20 protein-coding genes and 1 tRNA gene are annotated in these 22857 nt (G+C 57.8%); 11 read left to right on the top strand and 10 right to left on the bottom strand.

The annotated features are described in order from the left end of the window. The first annotated feature begins 79 nt into the window (after window positions 1-79). Window positions 80-1672 carry an FMN-binding glutamate synthase family protein gene (locus VR71_RS02485; RefSeq protein ID WP_045680879.1) on the top strand — a complete coding sequence of 531 codons (1593 nt, stop codon included), beginning with the start codon at window positions 80-82 and terminating at the stop codon, window positions 1670-1672. Window positions 1673-1726: 54 nt separating this feature from the next. On the opposite strand, the gene VR71_RS02480 is transcribed toward VR71_RS02485, so the two are convergent. Next, a tRNA-Leu gene (locus tag VR71_RS02480) sits at window positions 1727-1812 on the bottom strand. A 143-nt stretch (window positions 1813-1955) separates the two neighbouring features. On the opposite strand from VR71_RS02480, the gene VR71_RS02475 reads away from it, so the two are divergent. Both VR71_RS02475 and VR71_RS02470 read left to right on the top strand, forming a co-directional pair. Next, entirely contained in the window at window positions 1956-2534 is a 579-nt protein-coding gene (locus tag VR71_RS02475; RefSeq protein ID WP_009818562.1) for a YqaA family protein, read from the top strand. Continuing rightward, window positions 2534-2998, top strand: coding sequence for a disulfide bond formation protein B (locus VR71_RS02470; protein ID WP_040650616.1), 465 nt, complete (start codon window positions 2534-2536; stop codon window positions 2996-2998). The genes VR71_RS02475 and VR71_RS02470 overlap by 1 nt, the downstream gene beginning before the upstream one ends. A gap of 7 nt (window positions 2999-3005) precedes the next feature. On the opposite strand, the gene VR71_RS02465 is transcribed toward VR71_RS02470, so the two are convergent. After that, window positions 3006-3434 carry an Lrp/AsnC family transcriptional regulator gene (locus VR71_RS02465; RefSeq protein ID WP_009818560.1) on the bottom strand — a complete coding sequence of 143 codons (429 nt, stop codon included), beginning with the start codon at window positions 3432-3434 and terminating at the stop codon, window positions 3006-3008. Window positions 3435-3551: 117 nt separating this feature from the next. On the opposite strand from VR71_RS02465, the gene rocF reads away from it, so the two are divergent. After that, a complete protein-coding gene (gene rocF / locus VR71_RS02460; RefSeq protein WP_009818559.1) occupies window positions 3552-4481 on the top strand; it encodes an arginase in 930 nt (309 codons plus the stop codon). A 10-nt stretch (window positions 4482-4491) separates the two neighbouring features. Beyond that, a complete protein-coding gene (locus tag VR71_RS02455; RefSeq protein ID WP_009818558.1) occupies window positions 4492-5544 on the top strand; it encodes an ornithine cyclodeaminase in 1053 nt (350 codons plus the stop codon). A gap of 11 nt (window positions 5545-5555) precedes the next feature. Here the strand turns inward: VR71_RS02455 and VR71_RS02450 are convergent, their stop codons facing one another. Further along, entirely contained in the window at window positions 5556-7115 is a 1560-nt protein-coding gene (locus tag VR71_RS02450; protein ID WP_045680877.1) for a helicase HerA-like domain-containing protein, read from the bottom strand. Window positions 7116-7562: 447 nt separating this feature from the next. Here VR71_RS02450 and VR71_RS02445 point away from each other — a divergent pair, with 447 nt between their 5' ends. Continuing rightward, complete coding sequence (locus tag VR71_RS02445; protein WP_045680875.1) at window positions 7563-8222, top strand: invasion associated locus B family protein; 660 nt, start codon at window positions 7563-7565, stop codon at window positions 8220-8222. Between the two features lie 61 nt (window positions 8223-8283). On the opposite strand, the gene VR71_RS02440 is transcribed toward VR71_RS02445, so the two are convergent. The 3 genes from VR71_RS02440 to VR71_RS02430 all read right to left on the bottom strand — a co-directional run bounded on the left by VR71_RS02440 (window position 8284) and on the right by VR71_RS02430 (window position 11772). Beyond that, complete coding sequence (locus tag VR71_RS02440) at window positions 8284-9495, bottom strand: beta-ketoacyl synthase (RefSeq protein ID WP_009818555.1); 1212 nt, start codon at window positions 9493-9495, stop codon at window positions 8284-8286. Next, window positions 9492-9752: an acyl carrier protein gene (locus tag VR71_RS02435; protein ID WP_040651529.1), complete on the bottom strand. Its 261-nt coding sequence runs from the start codon at window positions 9750-9752 to the stop codon at window positions 9492-9494. The genes VR71_RS02440 and VR71_RS02435 overlap by 4 nt, the downstream gene beginning before the upstream one ends. 394 nt (window positions 9753-10146) lie before the next feature. After that, a complete protein-coding gene (locus VR71_RS02430; protein ID WP_296429756.1) occupies window positions 10147-11772 on the bottom strand; it encodes a L,D-transpeptidase family protein in 1626 nt (541 codons plus the stop codon). Window positions 11773-12098: 326 nt separating this feature from the next. Here VR71_RS02430 and VR71_RS02425 point away from each other — a divergent pair, with 326 nt between their 5' ends. Then, entirely contained in the window at window positions 12099-12668 is a 570-nt protein-coding gene (locus VR71_RS02425; protein ID WP_045680873.1) for a DUF882 domain-containing protein, read from the top strand. A gap of 182 nt (window positions 12669-12850) precedes the next feature. On the opposite strand, the gene lipA is transcribed toward VR71_RS02425, so the two are convergent. The 3 genes from lipA to VR71_RS02410 form a co-directional block, all read right to left on the bottom strand. Then, on the bottom strand, window positions 12851-13795 hold the full coding sequence (gene lipA / locus VR71_RS02420) for a lipoyl synthase (protein WP_009818551.1): 945 nt from the start codon (window positions 13793-13795) through the stop codon (window positions 12851-12853). A 97-nt stretch (window positions 13796-13892) separates the two neighbouring features. After that, the gene (locus tag VR71_RS02415) at window positions 13893-14921 is read right to left on the bottom strand and encodes a hydrogen peroxide-inducible genes activator (protein WP_045680871.1); all 1029 of its coding nucleotides are present in this window, start codon (window positions 14919-14921) and stop codon (window positions 13893-13895) included. A 157-nt stretch (window positions 14922-15078) separates the two neighbouring features. Next, complete coding sequence (locus VR71_RS02410) at window positions 15079-16158, bottom strand: DUF6456 domain-containing protein (protein ID WP_296429753.1); 1080 nt, start codon at window positions 16156-16158, stop codon at window positions 15079-15081. A gap of 275 nt (window positions 16159-16433) precedes the next feature. Between VR71_RS02410 and VR71_RS02405 the strand changes: the two genes are divergently transcribed. Further along, entirely contained in the window at window positions 16434-16772 is a 339-nt protein-coding gene (locus tag VR71_RS02405) for a DUF6477 family protein (protein ID WP_045680867.1), read from the top strand. Between the two features lie 20 nt (window positions 16773-16792). Here VR71_RS02405 and VR71_RS02400 read toward each other — a convergent pair whose 3' ends face one another. Beyond that, complete coding sequence (locus VR71_RS02400) at window positions 16793-18340, bottom strand: trimethylamine methyltransferase family protein (RefSeq protein WP_009818546.1); 1548 nt, start codon at window positions 18338-18340, stop codon at window positions 16793-16795. Window positions 18341-18657: 317 nt separating this feature from the next. Here VR71_RS02400 and VR71_RS02395 point away from each other — a divergent pair, with 317 nt between their 5' ends. From VR71_RS02395 to VR71_RS02385, 3 genes are all read left to right on the top strand, one after another. After that, window positions 18658-19920, top strand: coding sequence for an OmpP1/FadL family transporter (locus VR71_RS02395; protein WP_296429750.1), 1263 nt, complete (start codon window positions 18658-18660; stop codon window positions 19918-19920). 51 nt (window positions 19921-19971) lie between these two features. Next, complete coding sequence (gene guaA / locus VR71_RS02390; RefSeq protein ID WP_045680864.1) at window positions 19972-21543, top strand: glutamine-hydrolyzing GMP synthase; 1572 nt, start codon at window positions 19972-19974, stop codon at window positions 21541-21543. A 374-nt stretch (window positions 21544-21917) separates the two neighbouring features. Continuing rightward, window positions 21918-22811: a DMT family transporter gene (locus VR71_RS02385; RefSeq protein WP_045680862.1), complete on the top strand. Its 894-nt coding sequence runs from the start codon at window positions 21918-21920 to the stop codon at window positions 22809-22811. The last annotated feature ends 46 nt before the right edge of the window (window positions 22812-22857 follow it).

The raw sequence follows: 22857 nt of genomic DNA, 5'->3' as shown, positions 1-22857 counted from the left end.
TGATTGCGTCCTAAAACACCTTGCACGTACAGTAGGTGCTTTTGTGGCCTGAGGATCGGTACGATGGGGAACGGATAAAATGCGTTACATACCTCTCTGTCTCAGCATCCTACTCATCCCATGTGGGATTGCACTGGCCCTCCACTTCCCCGTCTGGGGCGGTCTGCTCGGTGGCGTTGCATGTCTGGCTGCCACGGTCGGTCTTTATGACCTCTTTCAAACCAAACGCGCCGTGCTCAAGAACTACCCAATATCGGCACGGCTCAGGTTTCTCTTTGAACATTTTCGCCCTGAGATCCGGCAGTATTTCCTCGAGAGCGACCACGAAGAGACCCCATTTTCGCGCGAACAGCGCGCTCTGGTCTATCGACGTTCCAAAGGGATCGAGGGGCTGCGCCCGTTTGGAACTCTGCGCAATGTGAACGCCGTCGGGCATGAATGGATCAACCACTCTATGGTTCCGACGCATCTGGGTGATGGAGAGTTTCGATTGCGGATTGGAGGTCCGGACTGCGCGCGGCCTTATAAGAGCTCTCCGCTCAACATATCCGGCATGTCTTATGGTGCCCTATCACCCACCGCAATTGAGGCTCTGAACTGGGGCGCAAAGCTTGGTGGATTTGCACATACGACAGGCGAAGGCTCGATTTCGAGGTTTCACCGAAAGCATGGCGGAGATTTGATTTGGCAGATCGGTTCGGGTTACTTCGGATGTCGCACCTCAGGAGGTGGCTTCGACCCAGACATGTTCTCGATGGCTGCTGCCGAGGATCAAGTCAGGATGATCGAGATAAAGCTTAGCCAAGGTGCAAAGCCGGGCCACGGTGGCATCCTGCCAGGAGCCAAGGTAACAGAGGCCATCGCAGAAGCGCGTGGTGTCCGGATTGGTCAAGATTGCATCAGCCCGGCGGCGCATTCCGAGTTCTCCACGCCCGATGGGCTCTGCAATTTCATCGCCCGACTGCGCATCCTCTCAGGCGGCAAACCTGTTGGACTTAAACTGTGCGTTGGTCACCCATGGGAAGTCTTTGCCATGGTCAAAGCCTTCCACGCTACGGGAATTACTCCTGATTTCATTACGATCGACGGGGCAGAAGGTGGCACCGGGGCAGCACCGGTCGAGTTCGCGGATCACAAGGGAGCGCCCATCCGCGAGGGTTTGATGCTAGTCCATAATACACTGGTAGGGATGGGCCTGCGCGACCGCATCCGTCTCATTGTCTCAGGCAAGATCATCAGCGCCTTTGACATGTGTCGCATGTTCGCCTTGGGGGCCGATAGCTGCAACATGGCACGTGGGTTCATGTTTGCCGTCGGCTGCATTCAGGCCCAAGTCTGTCATTCTGGGAAATGCCCCACCGGCGTGACGTCACAAGATCCAAGCCGCTATCGCGCCCTCGTGGTCGCAGAAAAGCACCAGCGTGTCGCCAATTTTCACCGCAACACACTCTTCGCACTTAAAGAAGCTGTGGAATCCTCAGGCCTGCGCAGACCGCAGGACTTTACCCCAGATCACCTCATGATCCGTGTTAATAGCCGAGAGGTTCGGTCTGCGGCGAGCCAATATCTCTGGTTGGAGCCGGGGGAATTGCTCTCCGGTCGCGTGAACCACCCAGCCTTCGAAAAATACTGGAGCCACGCCCGCGCCGATACATTTGAATTCACACCGTGACGCATCGAACAGCGCAATGGAAAGCACCCGATTGTCTAACTGTAGGAATGCGGATGGTGCCCAAGGTGGGATTCGAACCCACACACCCGTAAAGGCGGCGGATTTTGAATCCGCTGCGTCTACCGTTCCGCCACTTGGGCCCGATGCGGTAATTAGCGAAGCCCGCAGGCCTCGTCCAGTGGCGAAACAGCATTTTCGCCGGAATCTGTGGCTTAATCCTCTCGGCCCTTGACCCCGGCATGCGGGCATGATGTGTCGCGATAGATCAACAAAGAGATCCAAAATGATCCGTGCTCTCTATGACTGGACGATCCGCATGGCCGAACACCGGCATGCACTATGGGCGTTGGCAGCAGTTTCCTTTGTTGAAAGCTCGGTATTTCCGATCCCACCCGATGTGCTCATGATCCCAATGGTCCTGGCCCGCCCCAACCGGGCATGGCTTATTGCGGCGGTCGCACTCGTATCTTCAGTTCTAGGTGGTCTCTTGGGATACGTCATCGGAGCATTCGCCTTTCAGGAAATCGGTCAACCCATTCTTGATGCCTTGGGGAAGGGTGACGCTATGACGGCCTTCAGTGAGCGGTTTAACAATTTTGGCTTTTGGGCTGTGCTGACGGCCGGGGTCACTCCCTTTCCCTACAAGGTGATCACCATCATGTCAGGTTGGACCGGTATGCCACTTGGGGTGTTCATCGCAACCTCTATCCTTGCGCGCGGTATCCGATTCTTCTTGGTCGCAGCGCTTCTCTGGAAATATGGCGCTCCGATACGGGATTTCATCGAACGACGCCTGGGATTGATGACCATCGTCTTTGTGGTTTTGCTCTTTGGCGGGTTCTACGCAACGAGGTTCCTGTGATGCCCCTTTCTCAAAAACACCTCATACTAATAGCTGCCGGAGGTTCCCTCGCGCTCATGCTGGGCGCGCTCGGATTCCAGCATCTTGGTGGGATGGCACCTTGCAAACTGTGCATCTGGCAGCGATGGCCCCATGTGATCGCAATCGGCTTTGGGGTATTTGCACTCGTCGCTCTGCCGCGGTTTATGGCCGCGGGTGGCGTTGCCGCGGCCCTCACAACCGCCGCAATCGGCAGTTATCACACCGGCGTCGAGCGCGGCTGGTGGCAGGGTCCAACCAGTTGCTCGTCGTCTGGCGCGAGCGGCATCAGCGCTGACGACCTGTTCGATCAAATCATGTCGGCGCCACTTGTGCGCTGTGACGAGGTTCCGTGGGAGATGCTTGGCCTCTCAATGGCAAGCTGGAACATGCTGGCGTCACTCGGGCTTGCGGCGGTTTGGCTCATGGCATTTCGCGCGCGCTGAGTTGTCGTCAGCCCCCTGATTTCCAAGTATTGAGCAACAGGCTGGTCTCGGATTGCGCAATCCCGTCGAACCGTCGGATTTGCGCGAGAATTTTGTCCAATTCCTCGAGTGTCACAGTGCCAATCTCGACGATCACATCCCATCTGCCATTCGTCGTATGGGTTGCGCGTACTGCGCTCAAACCGTTGAGCTGACGAATGATCCGATCCGTACCGCGCCCCTCGATCCCCAACATCATGAGGCCACGTACCGGATCGCGACCAGCATCGCCCCTCAACACGACCGAAAACCCGACAATTTCACCGCTAGCACGTAACCGCTCGATGCGCGCGCGCACCGTGGTGCGTGATATCCCAAGATCAATTGCCAGATCCGACAGAGATGCGCGTGCATCGTGACGCAATATAGAAATCAATCTGTGATCAGTATCATCCATTTCGAAACTATCCAGATCCACTTTGTACAAAATATCCCCTATTTGTGCAAATATCACCCTTCAGTTCAACTCAATTCGGCAGCACACTAAAAGTCACCGCAGCTTGGAGACTATTCCATGACCTCTCGAACCATTCTTCTGATCGGTGCCCCGGTGGATAGCGGCAAGGACCGGCGCGGCTGCCTGATGGGCCCTGATGCCTATCGCACGGCAGGGCTGGCCGAGGCACTTGGTGATCTCGGGCATAGCTTGCGCGACCTTGGCAATCTCTGCCCTGCCCCGGCTACGGTCGATCCCGCCCTGCCCCTGCATGTGCATGCACCTGCGGAAACGGCCGGCTGGACAGCAACCTTGATGCAAACGGCTGAGGACGCGATGCACGAGGGGCTGCCGATTTTTCTGGGTGGGGATCACAGCCTCTCGCTCGGGTCTGTGGCCGGCGTGGCCAATCATGCCACCGCCACGGGACGCCCGCAATTCGTGCTCTGGCTCGATGCCCATAGCGACTTTCACACGCCACAGACCACAGCCTCGGGCAACCTGCACGGTACGCCGCTCGGTTATGTCACTGGCCGCGACGGGTTCTATGGCTTTCCTGAGGTTGCCAATCCCGTGCCCGAGGAGAATATCTGCATCCTTGGCCTGCGTTCCGTCGACCGGGCCGAGCGCGAGGCGCTTCAAGCCAGCCGCATCCGCTATCACGACATGCGTGTGATAGACGAAGAGGGCATTTCCCGCCCGCTCGCCGCCTTTCTTGACCGCGTGGCAGGCGTGGGTGGCGCGCTGCATGTCAGCCTTGATGTCGATTTCATCGACCCGCTCTTTGCCCCCGCCGTGGGTACCACGGTGCCCGGCGGTGTCACGATCCGCGAGGCGCATCTAACAATGGAGATGATCTGCGACAGCGGGCTCATGACCTCGCTCGATCTCGTAGAACTCAACCCCTTTCTCGACGAGCGCGGGCGCACTGCGCAGGTGATGGTTGATCTCGCGGCCTCGGCCCTTGGTCGCCGCGTGTTCGACCGCCCGACCCAGGCCTATAGCTAAGGATCCAAAGATGACGCTGTCCCCCTCCCACAAGGCTCTGGTGCCTTTCGTCTCTGTCGACAACATGATGAAGCTGGTGCATCACATCGGGATCGAACCGATGTTGCGCGGTCTGGCCGACTATATCGAGGCCGATTTCCGCCGTTGGGAGCTTTTCGACAAAACCCCGCGCATCGCCAGCCATTCCGAAGAAGGCGTGATCGAGCTGATGCCCACCTCGGATGGCGAGGTTTATGGCTTCAAATATGTGAACGGTCATCCCAAGAATACCCGCGAAGGGCTGCAAACCGTCACCGCCTTTGGCCTCTTGGCCAATGTGGGCAATGGTTACCCGGTGCTGCTCTCTGAAATGACGGTGCTCACGGCCCTGCGCACGGCGGCCACTTCCGCGATGGTGGCCAAGTATCTGGCACCCAAAGGCGCGGACACCATGGCGATGATCGGCAATGGTGCCCAGTCGGAATTCCAGACGCTCGCGATGAAGGCGATCTGCGGGCTCAAATCCGTGCGCCTCTATGACATAGACTCCGCTGCCACGGCCAAGGCTGCTCGCAACCTGCGCGGTCTGGGGCTGGAGGTTGTCAGCTGCACCAGCCCAGAGGAGAGCATGGAAGGCGCGCAGATCATCACCACCTGTACCGCGGACAAACAATATGCCACCATTCTGACCGATAACATGGTCGGGGCTGGCGTGCATATCAACGCCATCGGCGGTGACTGCCCGGGCAAGACGGAACTCGCCCCCGGCGTGCTGCACCGCTCAACCATCTTTGTCGAATATCCCGAACAAACCCGGATCGAGGGCGAGATCCAGCAACTTGACCACGACCACCCCGTAACCGAGATGTGGCAGGTGATCAACGGAACCGCCAAGGGACGCACCCGCGCCAACGAAATCACGCTCTTCGACAGCGTAGGCTTTGCCATCGAGGATTTTTCCGCGCTGCGCTATGTGCGCGACCATATCGCAGGCACCGATCTTTTCCTCGAGTTGGACCTTCTGGCCGACCCGGACGACCCCCGCGACCTCTTTGGGATGCTGCAGCGCGCGGCGAAAGCCTGAAACGGGGCGCTTCAGCGCCCCTTAAAGAGCCCCCCGAGAATACCGCGAACGATGCGGCGTCCTGTGGTGCCGGTCAATTCCTTCATAACGACCGAGGCGAGTTGACCTCCGATGCCATCAGGTTCCCGCGCACGACGACTTGAACTTGTCGGGGTACCAGCCGAATAGCGCCGCGCTGCCTTGAATTCGCGCGCGCGCTCGGCTTCTGCCTCTTCGGCGGCTGCCTCTGCGACAATCTTGGCCTCAGCCTCTTCGGCCTCTTTTGCGGCGGATTCGGCGCGGGCGGCCAGAATCTCATGGGCGGACTGCCGATCAATCGCCGCCTCGTATTTCCCCGCCACGGGTGAGGCCGCAATCACCGCGCGGCGCGTGGCGGCACCGCAAGGCCCAAGCTGTGTCGCGGGCGGGCGAATGAGCGTGCGTTCCACCACGCCGGGCACGCCTTTGTTTTGCAACATCGAGGTCACGGCCTCGCCCACGCCCACATCCCGGATCGCCTCGACCGTGTCAAAGCGCGGATTGGGCCGATAGGTCTCGGCGGCGCGGCTCAGCGCCTTTTGATCCCGCGCGGTGAACGCACGCAGCGCATGCTGAAACCGGTTACCAAGCTGGCCCAGAATATCCTCGGGCACGTCATCGGGGTTCTGCGTGATGAAATAGACCCCAACCCCCTTGGACCGAATGAGCCGCGCCACCTGTTCGACCTTATCCACAAGCGCCTTCGGTGCGTCTTCAAACAGCAGATGCGCCTCGTCAAAGAAAAACACGAGCTTTGGCTTCTCGACATCGCCCACCTCGGGCAACGATTCAAAGAGCTCGCTCAAGAGCCACAAAAGAAACGTCGCATAGAGGCGCGGCGAATTGATAAGCCGGTCGGCCGCGAGGATATTGACATAGCCACGCCCCTCCGGTGTCACGCGCATCAGGTCTTCGAGCGCCAGAGCAGGCTCGCCAAAAAAATGCGCGCCGCCCTGATTTTCCAGCACCAAGAGCGCGCGCTGAATGGCCCCGACCGAGGAAACCCCGACATTACCATAGCGCAGCGATAGATCGCCGCTGTTCTGGCCCACCCATGTCAGGAGCGCTTGCAGGTCCTTGAGATCAAGGAGCGGCAGCCCCTCTTCATCGGCCACACGAAAGGCGATGTTGAGCACGCCCTCCTGCGCCTCAGACAGACCCATCAGGCGTGACAGCAAGAGCGGCCCCATTTCGGCCAGCGTGGTGCGCACCGGGTGGCCCTGCTCGCCGAAGAGGTCCCAAAAAATCACCGGAAAGGTGTCGTAGCGAAAGCCGTCAAAGCCGATTTTCTGCGCCCGTTCCGTAAAAGGCGCGTGCAGCTTGCTGTCAGGACTACCGGCCACGGCCATGCCCGACACATCGCCCTTGATGTCCGATAGGATCACTGGCACGCCCGCATCCGAGAACCCTTCGGCCAACACTTGCAGCGTCACGGTCTTACCGGTGCCCGTGGCCCCCGCGACAAGCCCATGTCGATTGCCGTATTTAAGCAAGAGTTCCTGAGGCTCGGCATAATCCGCGCCACCGCCGCCCACGAATATCGAAGTCTGCACCCTCACACCCCCTGTCCAGAAAGGATCACGGGCTGACCATACTTAATTAACCCTCCCATGCCAGTCTGAATTCATGCCCGGAGCCAATTGTCCTCTGGTTGCGGGTGACTTCCTCCCTGTCAGACTGGCCGCGCCTTACGGGTGCGGCCTTTTTTCGCATTTTACGACCTTCCCTGTTGACGGGTGACCGCATCTGTCCTAGCGTCCTGTTCAATAACTAAGTCGGCCAGTCCGACGGGGAGAAACGCAGGAAGAGGCCGAAAGGCCTCTTTCTTTTTGCTGATAGCAGATGACGCAACGGGCTTTCCGCGTGCACGTCCACCTGATCAGGCATCCTTAGGCTGGCATAAACCTGCTAGCCATGTCGTGATTTTTCCGTTTTGATCCTGACACTTTCGGCACGCCATGCTAGAGCACAGCAGAGATTCAGAGCTAGATGGGGAAACGATGCCTAAACTTCTGACCAGCCTTTCGATTATGGCGCTTCTGGCGATGGGGAGTGCCCTCAGCGCACAAGAGGCGACACAACCCGCTCCCGCACCCGAGACGGCGGCGGAAACCGAGCCAACACCCGATCCCGAGGCAGACGCAGCCCAAGCGGAAAGCGATAGCTCAGGTGTTGGACTCGACACTGGACGCCCGGTACAAGAGGACCCCGCGTATATCAAAGCCACACACGATGACTGGCAGTTAAAATGCTTCCGAACTGGCGCGGAGGGTCAAGAAGACCTGTGCCAGATGTATCAGTTGTTGAAAGAGAGCGGTGGCAATCCAGTCGCAGAATTCAGCATTTACAAATTACCTGAGGGTGCACCCGTTGTCGCAGGAGCAACTATTGCAGCACCACTGGGCACTTTGCTGACTGAGGAGATCAAGCTGTCTGTTGATGGAGGCAATGCCAAGAGTTATGCCTATTCATTTTGCACGATGGCAGGATGTTTCGCGCGTATTGGCCTGACACAAGAAGACATCAATGCGATGAAACGCGGCGTCAAGGTCACCATCGAAATCGTTCCGGCACAGGCTCCGGATCAAAAGGTCCGCATCGAAGCTTCACTGAAAGGCTTTACCGCTGCATTTGACGAGGCATCCGTACTCCAGAACTGATCTACGTTAATAGTGCTTGAGAAAACGCCGCCCGTTTGGGCGGCGTTTTGCTTGGATTGGTTCAATTGAACCGCTTCAGCGCCAGCACAGCATTGAGACCTCCGAAAGCGAAGGCGTTGCTCAACGCTACGTCAACCCGCGCTTCTCGCGCCACGTTGGGCACCACATCAAGGGCGCATTCAGGGTCCGGCTCTTCATAACCAATAGTAGGCGCGATGATCCCGTCGCGCAGCGCCATGATACACGCCAATAGCTCTACGGCACCGGTGCCGCCTATCAGGTGGGCGTGCATGGACTTGGTAGACGAAATCATCAGCCGATCCGCATGATGGCCAAAGACATCCGCAACGGCAGCACATTCGGTTTTGTCATTGGCAGCCGTGCCAGTCCCATGTGCGTTGATATACCCGACCTCTTCACGGTTGACCCTCGCATCGTTGAGCGCACCAGTTATCGCGCGCGCAGCCCCCTGCTTGGAGGGCATGACGATATCGGATGCATCCGAAGTCATTGCAAAACCGGCCACTTCCGCGAGGATTTGCGCACCACGTTTGCGTGCATGCTCCAACTCTTCAAAGACAAAAATCGCAGCCCCCTCGCCCTGCACCATGCCATTTCGATTGGCCGAGAACGGGCGACAGGCGTCGCGCGACATCACACGCAACCCTTCCCACGCTTTGACCCCGCCAAAGCAGAGCATCGACTCGGAGCCGCCGGTAATCATCACGGGCGTAATGCCGCCATGCACCATCTGAAACGCCTGCGCCATCGCATGATTGGAAGAGGCGCAAGCGGTGGAGACGGTAAATGTTGGCCCCTTGAGGTTGAACTCCATCGACAGGTGCGATGCGGCGGCGTTGTTCATCAATTTGGGCACCACAAAGGGATGCACCCGGTTCTTGCCCTCTTCATAAACGGAGCGGTAATTTTCATCGAGTGTGGTCATGCCTCCACCCGAATTGCCAAGAATGACCCCAGCCTTTGCTGCCAATTCGCCCGAGAATTCCAACCCGGACTGTGCCATCGCCTGACGCGCGGCTATCAGCGTGAACTGTGTAAAACGGTCAAAGAGAGCCAATTGCTGGCGATTGAATTGCGCCTCTGGATCGTAATTTTTGACCTGCCCTCCGATACGGATCGAGAGCCGCTCCACATCCTGAAACTCAAGATCAGAAATACCAGAGCGCCCTTCTCGCATCGCCTCGAGCGTGCATGCAACATTTGCACCAAGCGCGTTGATCGTGCCCGCACCGGTAATCACAACCCGTTTCACGATTGCTCCGCGACCAGCCGCTCGATACCCGCGATGATCGTGCGGACAGAGGAAATGTCAAAGTCGCTCTCCGAGGGATTGTTGGCATTAAAGGGAACGGAGATATCGAACGCCTCTTCAATTGCAAAAATGCTCTCGACCAAGCCAAGGCTATCGATCCCCAGATCCTCAGGGGTGCTGTCGAGGGTCACATCCTCAGGTTCCAGCACAGCCTGTTCTGCGATAATTGCTATGACTCGGTCCTGAATGCTGCTCATGGCAAGGTCTTTCATTCTGTCGCCCTATATCGGGCCGGTTGTCGGAGTTGTGCGTCGGTTTTGTAACCGTTTTTTATGATCCGGGACACTGTCGAGCAATATTTTCAGTCAAACATAACCCGTGAAACGCTCGACAATCATGGTCATCATTATCGCACGTCGAACATCATGACGCGAACCGTCGGAATAAAGCGCCACTCGATGCCCGCACTATCGGCGATCAAGCTGACAAAAACAAAGACACCTTCACTGAACCCGATTTCGCCTAAGAGGCCGGCTTTGCTTCCATGCTGCTTGTTTCCTAGAACACTAACGACACGCCGAGGAAGGCCACACGCACAACACACCCGTCATCGTTGTAGAGCATGTGGAACCCCGCGCAATCAAAGGCTAACTAGCCCTGAACCGCCTCCAGCAAAACCCCTGCTTTTTGAAGCGCGTCCCAAATTCGACCATCTCGCCCATAAACGTCACCACGATACTGTGGCCGACCCTGTGCCTGAGTGAACGCCGTCCGATAAATGATATGAACCGGCACATGCTGCTCAAGTTGGACATATGTTTCACGCCGCGTGTCAAGCACCGACTTGAAATAAGCTTGAGGGTCACTTTCCTGCTTGGCCAACAGCGCATACGCAAAATCGAAAGGTTGATGCAAACGGATGCAACCATGGCTGAAATCGCGCTTTTCGAGATCGAACAATGCCTTCTGCGGCGTATCGTGCAGATAGATATTGTATTTGTTTGGAAACATAAATTTTACCAGTCCAAGCGCGTTTCGCTCGGATGGCGGTTGCTTGATGGCAAAGGGAAAATTACGCGCATTGTAGGCGCCAAAATTGACGGCCCCCCGGCTCACCTCTCGACCGTTCCGATTATACAGCTTGAGATGTGATGCCGCTCCGGGATTGCGTTGCATCTGTGGAAGGTACTCGTTGACCGCAATCGAGTAGGGAACATGCCAAGTCGGATTGACCACCATATGCTCCATCTCGTCCGAGAACTCCGGGCTGCGTCGGCCAGCGTCGTTCTTGCCGATCACCGCACGAGTCGCGAATGTAACCTGATCGTTGTCCAGAATGCGCGCGCTAAAGTCAGTGAGATTCACAAGAATGTGCCGCGTTCCGCGATCTTCTGTCAACCACCGCTCCCGCTCCATCGCGACAATCACGGATTTCAGACGTTCAGACGCAGATGTATTCAAAGCAGCCATAGTGGCCCCCCCTGCAACGCCATCTGCATCAAGCCCGTGATCTGTCTGAAATGCCTGCACAGCCTGTTGGAGACGGGCGTCGTAGGTCTGTGATGCACTGCGGGTGACATATCCCATCGCAATCAAACGGTTGCGCAGAGCAACAACGGATTGCCCGGTGTCTCCCGGACGAAGCGTTTCAGCGGGGACGGCCCCCCCCCATCCTCCTTGGGCGATCAATCGTTCAAGTCGTAGCTTTTCCTTGAGCAATCGCGCGTATTCATTGCTATGCGGCGGGAAACTCCGCATAACCTTGAAAGCATCTCCTGACACGATCTGCGACATCAGCGTGGAGGCGTCACGATAAACGATGTCTCGTTTAATATCGCTGTCGACGCGGGACGGTATCAGGACTCCAGACTGAACATCCCTTGCATATTGCAGGTAAGTCCGGCTCAATGCGACCTCGACAGCGCCCAGATCCCGCAACGAGCGTGCCTCTGCCATCATCGTCATCAACCCGGCAAGATCATACCGCACGGCGGGCAGTCCGTGAACCTCCGCCTGCGACAGGGCACGCACGAGAGCCTGCCTGCGGGTTCGATCTTCTTCGCCCTCGCCGATCCAAACGGACCGATACTCAGTGCTCTGATAGAACGCAGCGAGGTCGCGGTCCTCGGCTGCCGCTTCTGCCACAGCCTGTCGAAAAGCGGTTACTTGCGCCGCGGCTGGCACGGTAGATGCAACCATGAGGAAGACAATCATAAATGCAAGAGAGGCGATCCCGACCAAATGTCCATCACGCCAGCGGCTGAGCGCCAAATTCATAGTTCTACCCCTAGGTCGCGGATTTCGTTCACTCTTAATTATAATCCGGAAATCATGGCGCTCTCAATTTTTTACTAAGGAATCCATGTCACCTTTGACAACAACCGCGTGACTGCGGCGAAAATACAGCGGGGTTTGCGCAATGTAGTCACAGGGGAAAAATAATGCGCGAAAACCCGCCGAAATCACTTGAAGGTTCTTTGAACGGTAAAAACAAGTCTTGGTCATTGATTCCCAGTGTGCAATAAACTCCCACATCTGGGGATGATACGAAAAGGTCGCGGGACAGCGGCCGCAGGTAGGCTACGGGACAGGCGATTGAAAATATGACAAAATTCAGTTCAACTGGCATCTCGCGCCGTGGCGTGTTGATGGCTTTTGCCGCTACGGCGGTTGCAGCAGCACCAACGTTCTCAAGTGCTGCAGGGTTCCTTCGCGGAGCTGGTGATATTCGCCGCATCCGCCTGGTATCTCCAAGAACCGGTGAACGCCTCGATACAATTTATTGGATCGAGGGCGATTATCTCAAGGAAGCAGTGCGAGAAATTTCACTCTTCATGCGTGATTGGCGGACAAACCAAGTGCGAAACATTGACATTCGCACAATCGACATCATGGCGGCGAGCCACAATCTGTTGGACGCGTCGGAACCCTATACCTTGTTAAGCGGGTATCGCAGCGCTCAAACCAATGCCATGTTGCGAAGCCGTTCCGGTGGGGTTGCGAAGAATTCTCTCCACATGGTTGGCGAGGCTGCGGACCTTCGGCTTGGAAGCCGCTCAGTCAGCCAGATCTATCGCGCGGGCGTCGCCTGCGGAGCTGGCGGAGTCGGACGCTATTCCGGTAGCAACTTTGTGCATATGGATTGCGGTCCCTTACGCACCTGGGGTCGCTGAATATCGGTCAGAGATAGAGCGTATGAAAAGCTAGGCATCAGATTGGCGCCTACTAAACACTTGCGCAGGACATGTGTGTTTTCCGTCGACATAAAGAAGACACCCCGAGCGCTGTCTCAGGACACAGCGCCTTCCTCTCCTCAACGAGTAAAAACGCGCTTCGAGATCGCATTAATGCCCTCTCAGGCGAATTTAGCGTTTCGCGCGACCTGCAAACGGGCAAAATCGTCACCCGCATGATAGCTCGACCTCGTCAACGGCGAGGCGGATACCATGAGAAACCCTTTCCCATAGGCGGCCTTCTCATAGGCTGCGAACTCATCAGGATGCACAAAGCGGTCCACCGCGTGATGCTTGGGTGTCGGTTGTAGATATTGACCAATGGTCAAGAAATCAATCTCGGCGGCACGCATATCGTCCATCACCTGATGCACAGACTGCCGATCCTCTCCGAGACCCACCATGATGCCGGACTTGGTGAACATTGTGGGGTCCATTTCTTTGACCCGCTGCAACAGGCGTAGCGAGTGAAAATAGCGCGCACCGGGACGAACCGTAAGATAAAGGCCGGGCACGGTTTCCAGATTGTGATTGAACACATCCGGCTTGGCTGCAACCACAGTTTCCAGAACACTGTCAGCACAATGCAAAAAATCGGGTGTTAGAATTTCAATAGTGGTGCCGGGCGCCCGGTGACGAATTGCCCGGATCGTTTGTGCGAAATGCTCTGCTCCACCATCTTCAAGATCGTCACGATCGACGCTTGTTATGACGACATGTTTGAGGCCCAGCTTTGAAACAGCGTCAGCGACCCGTCCCGGCTCGAATGCGTCAAGCGTCTGCGGTTTTCCGGTCGCCACATTGCAGAAGGTGCAGCCGCGGGTGCAAATCTCACCCATAATCATCATGGTCGCATGCCCTTGGCTCCAACACTCGCCGGCATTGGGGCATCCCGCCTCTTCGCAAACAGTCACCAGCTTGTGCTCACGCATGATCCGGTGCGTTTCGAAATAGGCTTTACTCGTCGGCGCCTTGACCCTGATCCAATCTGGCTTGCGCGGCTGAGCATTGTCGGGGCGATGCGCCTTTTCAGGATGACGTTGGTCGGGCAGTTTGAGATCGCGCACGTTTTTTTCCCCGCGAATGGTTTGGTAACGCTTGTCTAGTATAGGTCATAGCGATGGAGAGTGCCAGTCAAGCAACGCCGCATTTTGGCGTCTGTAATCAAGGTAACGAGTGACCATCGCGATTAGCGAGTGTCCCTGTAACGTCGGCCTGCGCTGTTTCTGGCGCAGGCCGTGCATCTGACATATCCGACCTTTCCGGCTGATCCGCGCGCGCGTGACTTATCATGCTCTGCCCCACAGCCTGTAGCACCTCGGCCAGTTTCTCAAACCAGACCTCGTCATGGGTACTATGGCGACGGACGAGAACAATCTGGCGTGCAGGTTCGGGCGGGGTAAATCTGCGCAAATATATCCCTGGAGCCGCGCGCACTTCGGTCGCTGCGGCAATCTCGGGCATGAGCGTCAGCCCAAATCCTGCGGCCACCAGTCGCGACAAGGTGCCTAGGGATGAGGCACCCATGTCAATTTGGGCATGCCCGCGACCGCGCCCACAAACTTCAAGCGCCTGATCGGTCAGGCAATGACCATCCTCAAGAAGTAAAAGCGGACTATGAGCCAACGACGTGGGTCGCAGCGCATCTACCCCCTGCCCCAAGGCCGAAAGCCGCACCGCCGTCCCCGCCAGAAGAAACCGATCTTCGAAAAGCAGCCGTTCACTCAACCCTTCGGATGCCACGGGCCTGGCCATGATCGCGGCATCCAACTGTCCGCTTTGGATATCAGCAATCAACTGATCGGTTTTCGCTTCGCGCACTTGGACATCCAGCGAGATGTCGCGACTGCGCAACGCCTCAAGCACACCAGGAAGGATATAAGGCGCAATTGTGGGGATGATTCCCAACGAAAGCCGCCCTGCCAAGCCTCCTTGCCAACGGGCGGCCTCGGTCAACCCCTGCATCTCGTCAAGAACCCGTATAGCGTGCGCGAGGATCAAACGGCCAAACGGGGTCAGAACAACATCGCGCGCGCGCCGTTCCACGAGCTTCTGACCCAAGGTGCTCTCCAACTCCTTGATCTGAACCGAGAGTGCAGGTTGAGAGATATTGACCCTCTCAGCCGCACGCCCAAAATTACGCTGCTCCGCAAGCGCCTTAAAGTAACCGAGCTGTCGCAGCGTTACATTCATAGTGTAAAATTATTACTTTCGGCAAACTCTGCAAGGATGAATTATCAAAATCCAGGGAATGCAGGCCGCCGGATACAAACTCTTTGTTTGATATCACCGCCTGCAGGGAACCGGCGGGCCTCAACGGTCCAAACGTCCGCCTGCAGGCTCGCATGCTTTAACCGATCATGCCACCGGCATCACCCAACCCCTCGTAATGCCGCTTAAGCCTTTGCAGAGCGATGCGAAGCACGATCTTTCCTGAGCGCGCCGACCAACCCATTCTCTTTTCTGCACGCTCCAATCCTTCCATGTAGCAGCAGCACCGCAGCACCACATCACCCAGTCCCGGGCCCAACTCGCGCAAGGCCGACATGACACGCGCACGCGCGGCTTCTGCCCCATATCCTCCCAGAAAAGGGGAACGGTCTGACTGATCGACGTGGCTGAGGAAAACATCCCAATTTTGCGTGACACGGGGCACCATCTGAGCCAATTCGAAATCTTCGCGCAGACGCTCGCCAGCGCGTACCAAATCTGGGGACAGAAAGCGGCTGCCGTCCCTATCCCGGCGACGCGCTAGGGCGACCAGCGGCGAATCCACAATGCCGTAGCGCACCCGTCGTCCCGAAGCCTCTGAATAGGCCTGCGGGATCCTGTGAGCTACACGTGCGATGGCCCCATCACCAAGACCACTTGCGTGGTTCTCAGCTTCTGCCAGCATAAGGCTCAACGCACTACGTCCCATGGCGGTCACATTATAGCGCGAGATCCGGCCGGGCCTATCGCAGGAAATCCATCCTTTGAGTGCCATGGCCTCGGCCACTTCGCGGTCAACCACGGCCGTTCGTGACGGCTGATCACTACCTGAGTCACGGACCACGACCGCCTTGTCCATCTCGGCCGAAACCGCCAAGAGCGCATCCGTCTCACAGAGGCGCCGCAGAACACGGCGAGCCTCTGATTTCAGACGTAGTTCTGTCAATTCTTGCGTATCGTAGGGCGTCGGGATGGTTTGGGATGTCATCGTGGCCTCCTTGGGGGGAGAACCGGGCGTCCTGTCGTGGATTACGCGTTGGCCAAGCCGCCTCAGCGCCTCGTCAACCAGCAGATCGTCGCGCCGTGTTTCATAGGCACGTATCTGGCGCATCACGGTCGAGGCATGCCGCCCTGCCCGCCGCGCCAACGCCCGAATGGGCGTACCTGTTTCAGTGTGGGCCAAATAGTGCAGCGCGGCTTCGGGTACCCAACTCGGCATCTCCTGCAAATTGCATTTGAATGCATAACCCTCGCGCATCGTCGTCCCCCAGAATTAGGCCATACGGCACCGGATAGCGGCCAAGCAACTTACCCACAGAGTTATCCACAACTTAGGCGTGCAAAGATTACCGGTTCGTTAATCGTTTCCAGAAATGTAACCTTTGTTGACAAATCGTAAACAAATCCAATGACCTGCGTGCGGCGTATCGAGCTTGGACGCAACGGGCCTCCGACCCATGCAACTAAGGAGTCGCACGATACCAGGAGGCCCTCATGCAAGATGTACTTGGAACACTCAGAACATTACGCCGCCCACCTCTCTTGATCCGCGCAGCGCGGATTGGTCTCTCGGCCTACCGTCGTGAGGCACATCTAGGCCGACATGTCGGCAACGGAGTCCTGCCGCGCAGTTCGCAGGCGCTTGCCCATCTGATCGAAACCGAAGCGCGGCTGGAACACGATCGGAAAGTCCATGCGACCGGATATTCACCCTTGCAGCATGTCGACATTCTGATCGCCATGATGGGTGAGGCACAGTTGATTTGCACTGCACCCATGCTGGTTGACCTATCAAACAAAAACGCGCCGCAACCGAAGTGCGACGCGTTTTGACGTCTTCGAGAGCGATCGCCTTAGCCGAAGGCGTCGGGCATCTCTGCCTTACGCTTCGCGACATAAACCGCAAGCGCCTCGGCGATGCTCGGATCAAGTTCAGGCTGTTGATAGTCAGCCAGCATCTTCTTGACCCGCGCGTTGGCCAGAACCATTGTATCGCGCTCGCCCTCATCCGACCATGTCTCGAACGGCTTGTAGTCGAACAGGTCAGACCGCCAGAAGGCGGATTTGAAATTCGCCTGCGTGTGTGCGCAGCCGAGGTAATGCCCCCCCGGACCCACTTCGCGGATTGCGTCCATGGCTTGTGCCTCTTCGTCCATCTGCACGCCGCGCGCCAGATGGTGCAAGGTGCCCAACTGATCGGCGTCCATGACGAATTTTTCAAAGGAGGACACCAGCCCGCCTTCGAGCCAACCGCAGGCATGCAGCATGAAATTGACACCGGCCAAGAGGCCCACGTTGAGGCTGTTCGCCGTCTCATATGCGGCTTGCGCATCCGGCAGCTTCGAACCGTTGAACGACCCAGAGGACCGGAATGGCAGCCCCAGACGCCGCGCCAATTGCCCCGCGCCATATGTGATATGCGCGGCCTCCGGCGTGCCAAAAGTCGGCGCGCCCGAGTTCATGTCAATCGAGGTGACAAACGCGCCAAAGATCATCGGCGCACCGGGGCGCACGAGCTGGCTATAGGCGATGCCCGCCAGGACCTCGGCCAGAACCTGCGTCAGCGTACCCGCGACCGATACCGGCGCCATCGCGCCGCCGACGATGAAGGGCGAGAGGATACAGGCCTGATTGTTGGCGGCGTAGATTTCCAGCGACCCCATCATGACATCGTCGAACGTCATCGGCGAGTTGACGTTGATGAGCGAGGTCATAACTGTGTTGTTCTGCACGAACTCCTCTCCAAAGAGGATGTTGCACATATCCACACTGTCCTGCGCGCGGCTTGGTTCTGTCACCGACCCCATGAAGGGCTTGTCCGACAGGGTCATATGCGCCAGCAGCATGTCGAGATGGCGCTTGTTCACCGGAATGTCGGTCGGCTCACACACTGTGCCACCGGAATGGTGCAGCCATTTCGACATATAGCCCAGCTTCACGAATTTGCGGAAATCCTCCATCGTGGCATAGCGGCGCCCGCCTTCCATGTCGCGCACGAAGGGAGGGCCATAGACCGGAGCCAAAACGAGGGACTTGCCCCCGATTTCCACCGTACGTTCGGGATTGCGGGCATGTTGGATGATCCGCGACGGGGCCGTGGCGCAAAGTTGCCGCGCAAGGCCGCGCGGGATGCGCACCCGCTCACCTTGAACGTCCGCACCCGCATTGCGCCACCGCTCAAGTGCCGCTGGGTTCTGAACGAAATTCACCCCAACTTCTTCAAGAACAATCTCGGCGTTGGCTTCGATGATCTCGAGCGCCTCTTCGGTCAGAACTTCGAAATTCGGGATGTTGCGTTCGATATAACGCGCGGTTTCAACGCTGACGGCGGTGCGTTCGGCGCGACGTGCGGCGCCACCGCCACCCCGGGACCGTCTGCTGCTAACTGCTGCTTCTGACATGGATGCACCCTTTTCATGGTCAATTGCGATAGCCAATGCGCCCGCCACGCGGCAGGTCTCGGCCCGTCATACCTCTTTGCCGGGGCGTATCAGGCGAAGATTCCGGCGATTGCGGGGAAAAAGCGACACATTCCGAAGATCAATTCGGCCCTCACAGAGCGGCCATTTCGGAACACAAAAAAGTGAATGACAAATTACATTCATAGATCGTAATATTTGAGTGTGAGCTTCATCTTTCGACCACCCTAAACGGCTCTGGAAAACCAAAAGACAAACTGACAGATGCGGGCGAACCGCACTGCATTGGGAGGGATACAATGATCAAACAGCGTTTTGGCCTCATGGCCAAGGTCTGCGCCCTGATGAGTGCGGCTGTACTCGCCAGTCCCGCCACGGCCACCAATGGCTATTTCGCCAATGGCTATGGCGGTCAGTCCAAAAGCATGGCCGGAGCGGGCGTCGCGGTGACGACAGGTGTTTTGGGCATGGCGCAGAACCCGGCCACGGGCGTCAAGGTGGGCAATCAGGCGGGGTTTTGCCTCACCACCTTTGCCCCCAACCGCGAGGTCGAAATTGCCCCCGGTGGCCCGCTGACCCCCGGCACCCACAAAAGCCAGAATGACGTGTTCTTCATCCCCTGCGGCGGTGCCAACTGGAAACTCGATGATCGCTCGTCGCTGGGCGCTTTTGTCTTTGGCAACGGAGGCATGAACACCGAATTCGATACGAATTTCTTTGCCGGGCTTGGCGCGGGGTCCGCCCCGCTCGGGGTCAATCTCGAACAGGCGTTCATAACGCTGAACTATGCCCGCAAGGTGAACGATCGCCTGACTTTGGGCATCTCTCCGATCCTTGCGATGCAACGGTTCAAGGCGCAGGGGCTACAGGCCTTCTCCGGCCTCTCGATCAGCCCCGGCGAAGTCACCAACCGGGGCCATGATTGGTCCACCGGGTTCGGCGTGAACCTCGGTCTGCTCTACGAGGCCAACCCGCAATGGACCTTTGGCGCGGCCTATCGCAACGAAATCCAGATGTCCAAGTTCAGCCGATACCAGGGCCTCTTTGCAGGGGGAGAATTTGACGTGCCCGCGATGCTGACCCTTGGCGCGGCCTATACGCCCGCCTCAGCGCCGCAATGGACGATCACAGGCGAATATCAGCGCATTTTCTACGGCGATGTAAAATCCATCTCCAACCCGAGCGCGCCTCCGAACGGACCGCTGGGCGCACCCAATGGCGTGGGCTTTGGCTGGGACGATGTCGATGTCTGGCGTCTGGCCACCATCTGGCGCAAGTCGGACAAGCTGACGCTGCGCACCGGGGTCAGCTATTCGACCGAATTCATCAAGAACGACGGCGACGTGGTGATCAACACCATCGCCCCTGCAACGCCGCAATGGCATCTCTCGGCCGGCGGCACATATCGGATCAACGAGCGTTGGGCCTTTACGTTCTCCTACACCCATGCGTTCTCCAACAGTTTCTCCGGGAGCAATCCCGCGCTCACGGGCGTGGCGCAACCGGTGAAAATTCGCATGCACCAGGACGAGATCGCAACCGGCATCAGCTATCGCTGGTAAGGCGCGCTCTTTCTCTTGCGCAGGGGCGGGACGCCAATTACTAGGCAGAACATGAGCCAGATATCCCATGACCGCCTCCTGATCATCGACTTTGGCAGCCAGGTGACGCAGCTGATTGCGCGTCGCCTGCGCGAGCTGAATGTCTATTGCGAAATTCACCCCTATCAAAAGGTGACGGACGCCTTTCTGCAAGAGATGGCGCCGCGGGCGATCATCTTTTCGGGGGGGCCCGACAGCGTGATGCGCGAGGGTAGCCCAAGGCCACCTCAGGCCGCCTATGATCTGGGCGTGCCGATCCTTGGTATCTGCTATGGTCAACAAGTGATGATGCAGGATCTTGGTGGCAAGGTTGAGGCGGGAGAACACGCCACAGCCGAGTTTGGCCGCGCCTATGTGACCGGTGCCCAGATCGAGAGTGACTTCGTGAACGGCTGGTTCGCTGATGACTCGGGTCGCGAGCAGGTTTGGATGAGCCACGGCGACCATGTCTCTGAAATCGCTCCAGGATTTGAGGTTCTCGGCACCTCGCCGGGAGCGCCTTTTGCGATCACGGCCGACCGCTCGCGGCGGTTTTATGCGGTGCAGTTTCATCCTGAGGTACATCACACGCCCAATGGGGCGCGGCTCTATGAGAATTTCATCAAGCTCGCGGGATTTGCAGGTGATTGGACCATGGGCGCGTACCGGGAAGAGGCGATTGCCAAGATCCGTGCGCAGGTCGGCGACAAACAGGTGATCTGCGGTCTTTCGGGCGGGGTTGATAGCTCCGTGGCCGCTGTTTTGATCCATGAGGCGATTGGCGATCAGCTCACCTGCGTCTTTGTCGATCACGGGCTCTTGCGGTTGAACGAGGCGCAAGACGTCGTGACGATGTTCCGCGACAATTACAATATCCCCCTCATTCACGCGGATGAATCAGACCTTTTTCTAGGTGAACTTGATGGCGTAAGTGACCCGGAAACAAAGAGAAAAATAATCGGACGTCTGTTCATTGACGTGTTCCAGAAACACGCCAATGAAATTGAAGGGGCTGAGTTCTTGGCTCAGGGCACGCTCTATCCGGATGTGATCGAGAGCGTTTCCTTCTCGGGTGGTCCCTCGGTGACGATCAAATCGCACCACAATGTTGGCGGCTTGCCGGAGAAGATGGGGCTCAAGCTGGTTGAGCCGTTGCGCGAGTTGTTCAAGGACGAAGTACGTGCCTTGGGGCGTGAATTGGGGCTGCCGGAGAGTTTCATTGGTCGTCATCCGTTCCCCGGTCCCGGGCTTGCGATCCGCTGTCCGGGGGAGATTACCCGCGAAAAGCTGGAGATCCTGCGCAAGGCGGACGCGGTATATATAGATCAAATCCGCAAACATGGACTATATGATGCGATCTGGCAGGCGTTTGTGGCCATTTTGCCGGTGCGGACGGTGGGGGTGATGGGCGATGGGCGAACCTATGATTTCGCCTGTGCGCTCCGCGCCGTGACGAGCGTCGATGGGATGACGGCGGATTACTATCCCTTCACCCATGAGTTTCTCGGCGAGACCGCCACGCGAATTATCAATGAAGTCAAAGGCATAAACCGCGTGACCTATGACATCACCTCTAAACCACCGGGAACGATCGAGTGGGAATGACCGCTTTCGGGCGCAAACGCTGATCCGGCGACGTCTTTTGCAAATTCGCCTGAGATCGCGCGCTGACTGTGTACAGGATGTGCATTTTCGGGCTTGAATTGTACACAGGGCCATCGCCCGAATGCAGCGGTAGAACGACACGAGACCAAGCCTGCCACGCTGGCTATGAAGCAGGGTCAACGGGGGCAGAGATGGATCGACCGGAGGACGCGCAAAGACCGCATGTGAGTCGGACAGAGCCCGGTCGGCGGCACAGGATGGGTGGCACGTACGATCTGCGTCCCCCTGTTTGCGGCGGCATTCATCACGCGGGTCACAGGGCCCACGGGCACGAAGTGGCGGCGGCACGATCACAACAGCGGTGGCGCGGCTGAATGGCGACGGGTCTCACCCCGCCCCGCGATCCGGGTGTTGTGCTCCGCGCGGGGCTTTGGATGCTGGGCGCGGTGGTGTCGTTTTCGTCGATGGCGGTTGCGGGACGCGCGGTCAGCTTTGAGCTCGATACGTTCGAGATCATGATGTACCGCAGCATCGTGGGCTTTGTCATCGTCATCATCTTGGCGCGACTGACAGGCCATGCCGCCACCATCACCACGCGCAGTCCCGGCACGCATCTGATTCGCAATCTGTGCCACTTTGCCGGACAGAACCTCTGGTTCTATGCGATCACGGTCATTCCGCTCGCGCAGGTTTTTGCCCTGGAATTCACCGCGCCACTTTGGGTGCTGGTCTTGTCTCCGCTGATTCTGGGTGAACGGCTGACGCGGACCCGCGCCCTTGCGGCGGTGATCGGGTTCATTGGTATTCTGATCGTGGCACGGCCAAGTCCTGAGACATTCAGTCTAGGCACTCTGGCGGCCGCGGCGGCGGCCATCGGCTTTGCCGGGTCGATCCTGATGACCAAGCGGCTGACCCGGACCGAGAGCCTGACCTGTATCCTGTTCTGGATGACATTGGTTCAGATCATCCTCGGTATCCTCTGCGCCGGGGTGGACGGCGACATAGCGCTGCCGTCGCTGGCCTCTGCCCCTTGGTTGATTCTGATTGGCTGTGCGGGGCTGCTCGCGCATTTCTGTTTGACCACGGCTTTGTCCCTCGCGCCCGCCACTTTGATCACGCCGGTAGATTTTTTGCGACTGCCCGTGATCGCAATCATCGGTCTTGTGGTGTATGCTGAGCCTGTTGACGCATTTGTGATCTTGGGCGCGATGGTGATCTTTGGCGCGAATTACCTGAATATATGGCGCGAAACGCGCAAAAGCGCCTGAATTTGCTCTTTTTTCACCTTTAGGGTGTGTCCACAGCGCAACCCGT

It is taken from the genome of Roseovarius sp. BRH_c41 (assembly GCF_000961715.1).
Lineage (GTDB): Bacteria > Pseudomonadota > Alphaproteobacteria > Rhodobacterales > Rhodobacteraceae > Roseovarius.
Note: the sequence above shows the minus strand (reverse complement) of the source record. Positions and strands in the feature narration are given on the sequence as shown.

What these genes read in the sequence shown, in the direction of transcription:
- VR71_RS02425 (WP_045680873.1), top strand. Translation starts at nt 12,099, where the DNA reads ATGACAAAATTCAGTTCAACTGGCATCTCGCGCCGTGGCGTGTTGATG.
- VR71_RS02435 (WP_040651529.1), bottom strand. Translation starts at nt 9,752, where the DNA reads ATGAGCAGCATTCAGGACCGAGTCATAGCAATTATCGCAGAACAGGCT.
- VR71_RS02475 (WP_009818562.1), top strand. Translation starts at nt 1,956, where the DNA reads ATGATCCGTGCTCTCTATGACTGGACGATCCGCATGGCCGAACACCGG.
- VR71_RS02385 (WP_045680862.1), top strand. Translation starts at nt 21,918, where the DNA reads ATGGCGACGGGTCTCACCCCGCCCCGCGATCCGGGTGTTGTGCTCCGC.
- VR71_RS02430 (WP_296429756.1), bottom strand. Translation starts at nt 11,772, where the DNA reads ATGAATTTGGCGCTCAGCCGCTGGCGTGATGGACATTTGGTCGGGATC.
- VR71_RS02415 (WP_045680871.1), bottom strand. Translation starts at nt 14,921, where the DNA reads ATGAATGTAACGCTGCGACAGCTCGGTTACTTTAAGGCGCTTGCGGAG.
- VR71_RS02395 (WP_296429750.1), top strand. Translation starts at nt 18,658, where the DNA reads ATGATCAAACAGCGTTTTGGCCTCATGGCCAAGGTCTGCGCCCTGATG.
- VR71_RS02445 (WP_045680875.1), top strand. Translation starts at nt 7,563, where the DNA reads ATGCCTAAACTTCTGACCAGCCTTTCGATTATGGCGCTTCTGGCGATG.
- VR71_RS02455 (WP_009818558.1), top strand. Translation starts at nt 4,492, where the DNA reads ATGACGCTGTCCCCCTCCCACAAGGCTCTGGTGCCTTTCGTCTCTGTC.
- VR71_RS02470 (WP_040650616.1), top strand. Translation starts at nt 2,534, where the DNA reads ATGCCCCTTTCTCAAAAACACCTCATACTAATAGCTGCCGGAGGTTCC.
- guaA (WP_045680864.1), top strand. Translation starts at nt 19,972, where the DNA reads ATGAGCCAGATATCCCATGACCGCCTCCTGATCATCGACTTTGGCAGC.
- VR71_RS02410 (WP_296429753.1), bottom strand. Translation starts at nt 16,158, where the DNA reads ATGCCGAGTTGGGTACCCGAAGCCGCGCTGCACTATTTGGCCCACACT.
- VR71_RS02465 (WP_009818560.1), bottom strand. Translation starts at nt 3,434, where the DNA reads ATGGATGATACTGATCACAGATTGATTTCTATATTGCGTCACGATGCA.
- rocF (WP_009818559.1), top strand. Translation starts at nt 3,552, where the DNA reads ATGACCTCTCGAACCATTCTTCTGATCGGTGCCCCGGTGGATAGCGGC.
- VR71_RS02405 (WP_045680867.1), top strand. Translation starts at nt 16,434, where the DNA reads ATGCAAGATGTACTTGGAACACTCAGAACATTACGCCGCCCACCTCTC.
- VR71_RS02485 (WP_045680879.1), top strand. Translation starts at nt 80, where the DNA reads ATGCGTTACATACCTCTCTGTCTCAGCATCCTACTCATCCCATGTGGG.
- VR71_RS02400 (WP_009818546.1), bottom strand. Translation starts at nt 18,340, where the DNA reads ATGTCAGAAGCAGCAGTTAGCAGCAGACGGTCCCGGGGTGGCGGTGGC.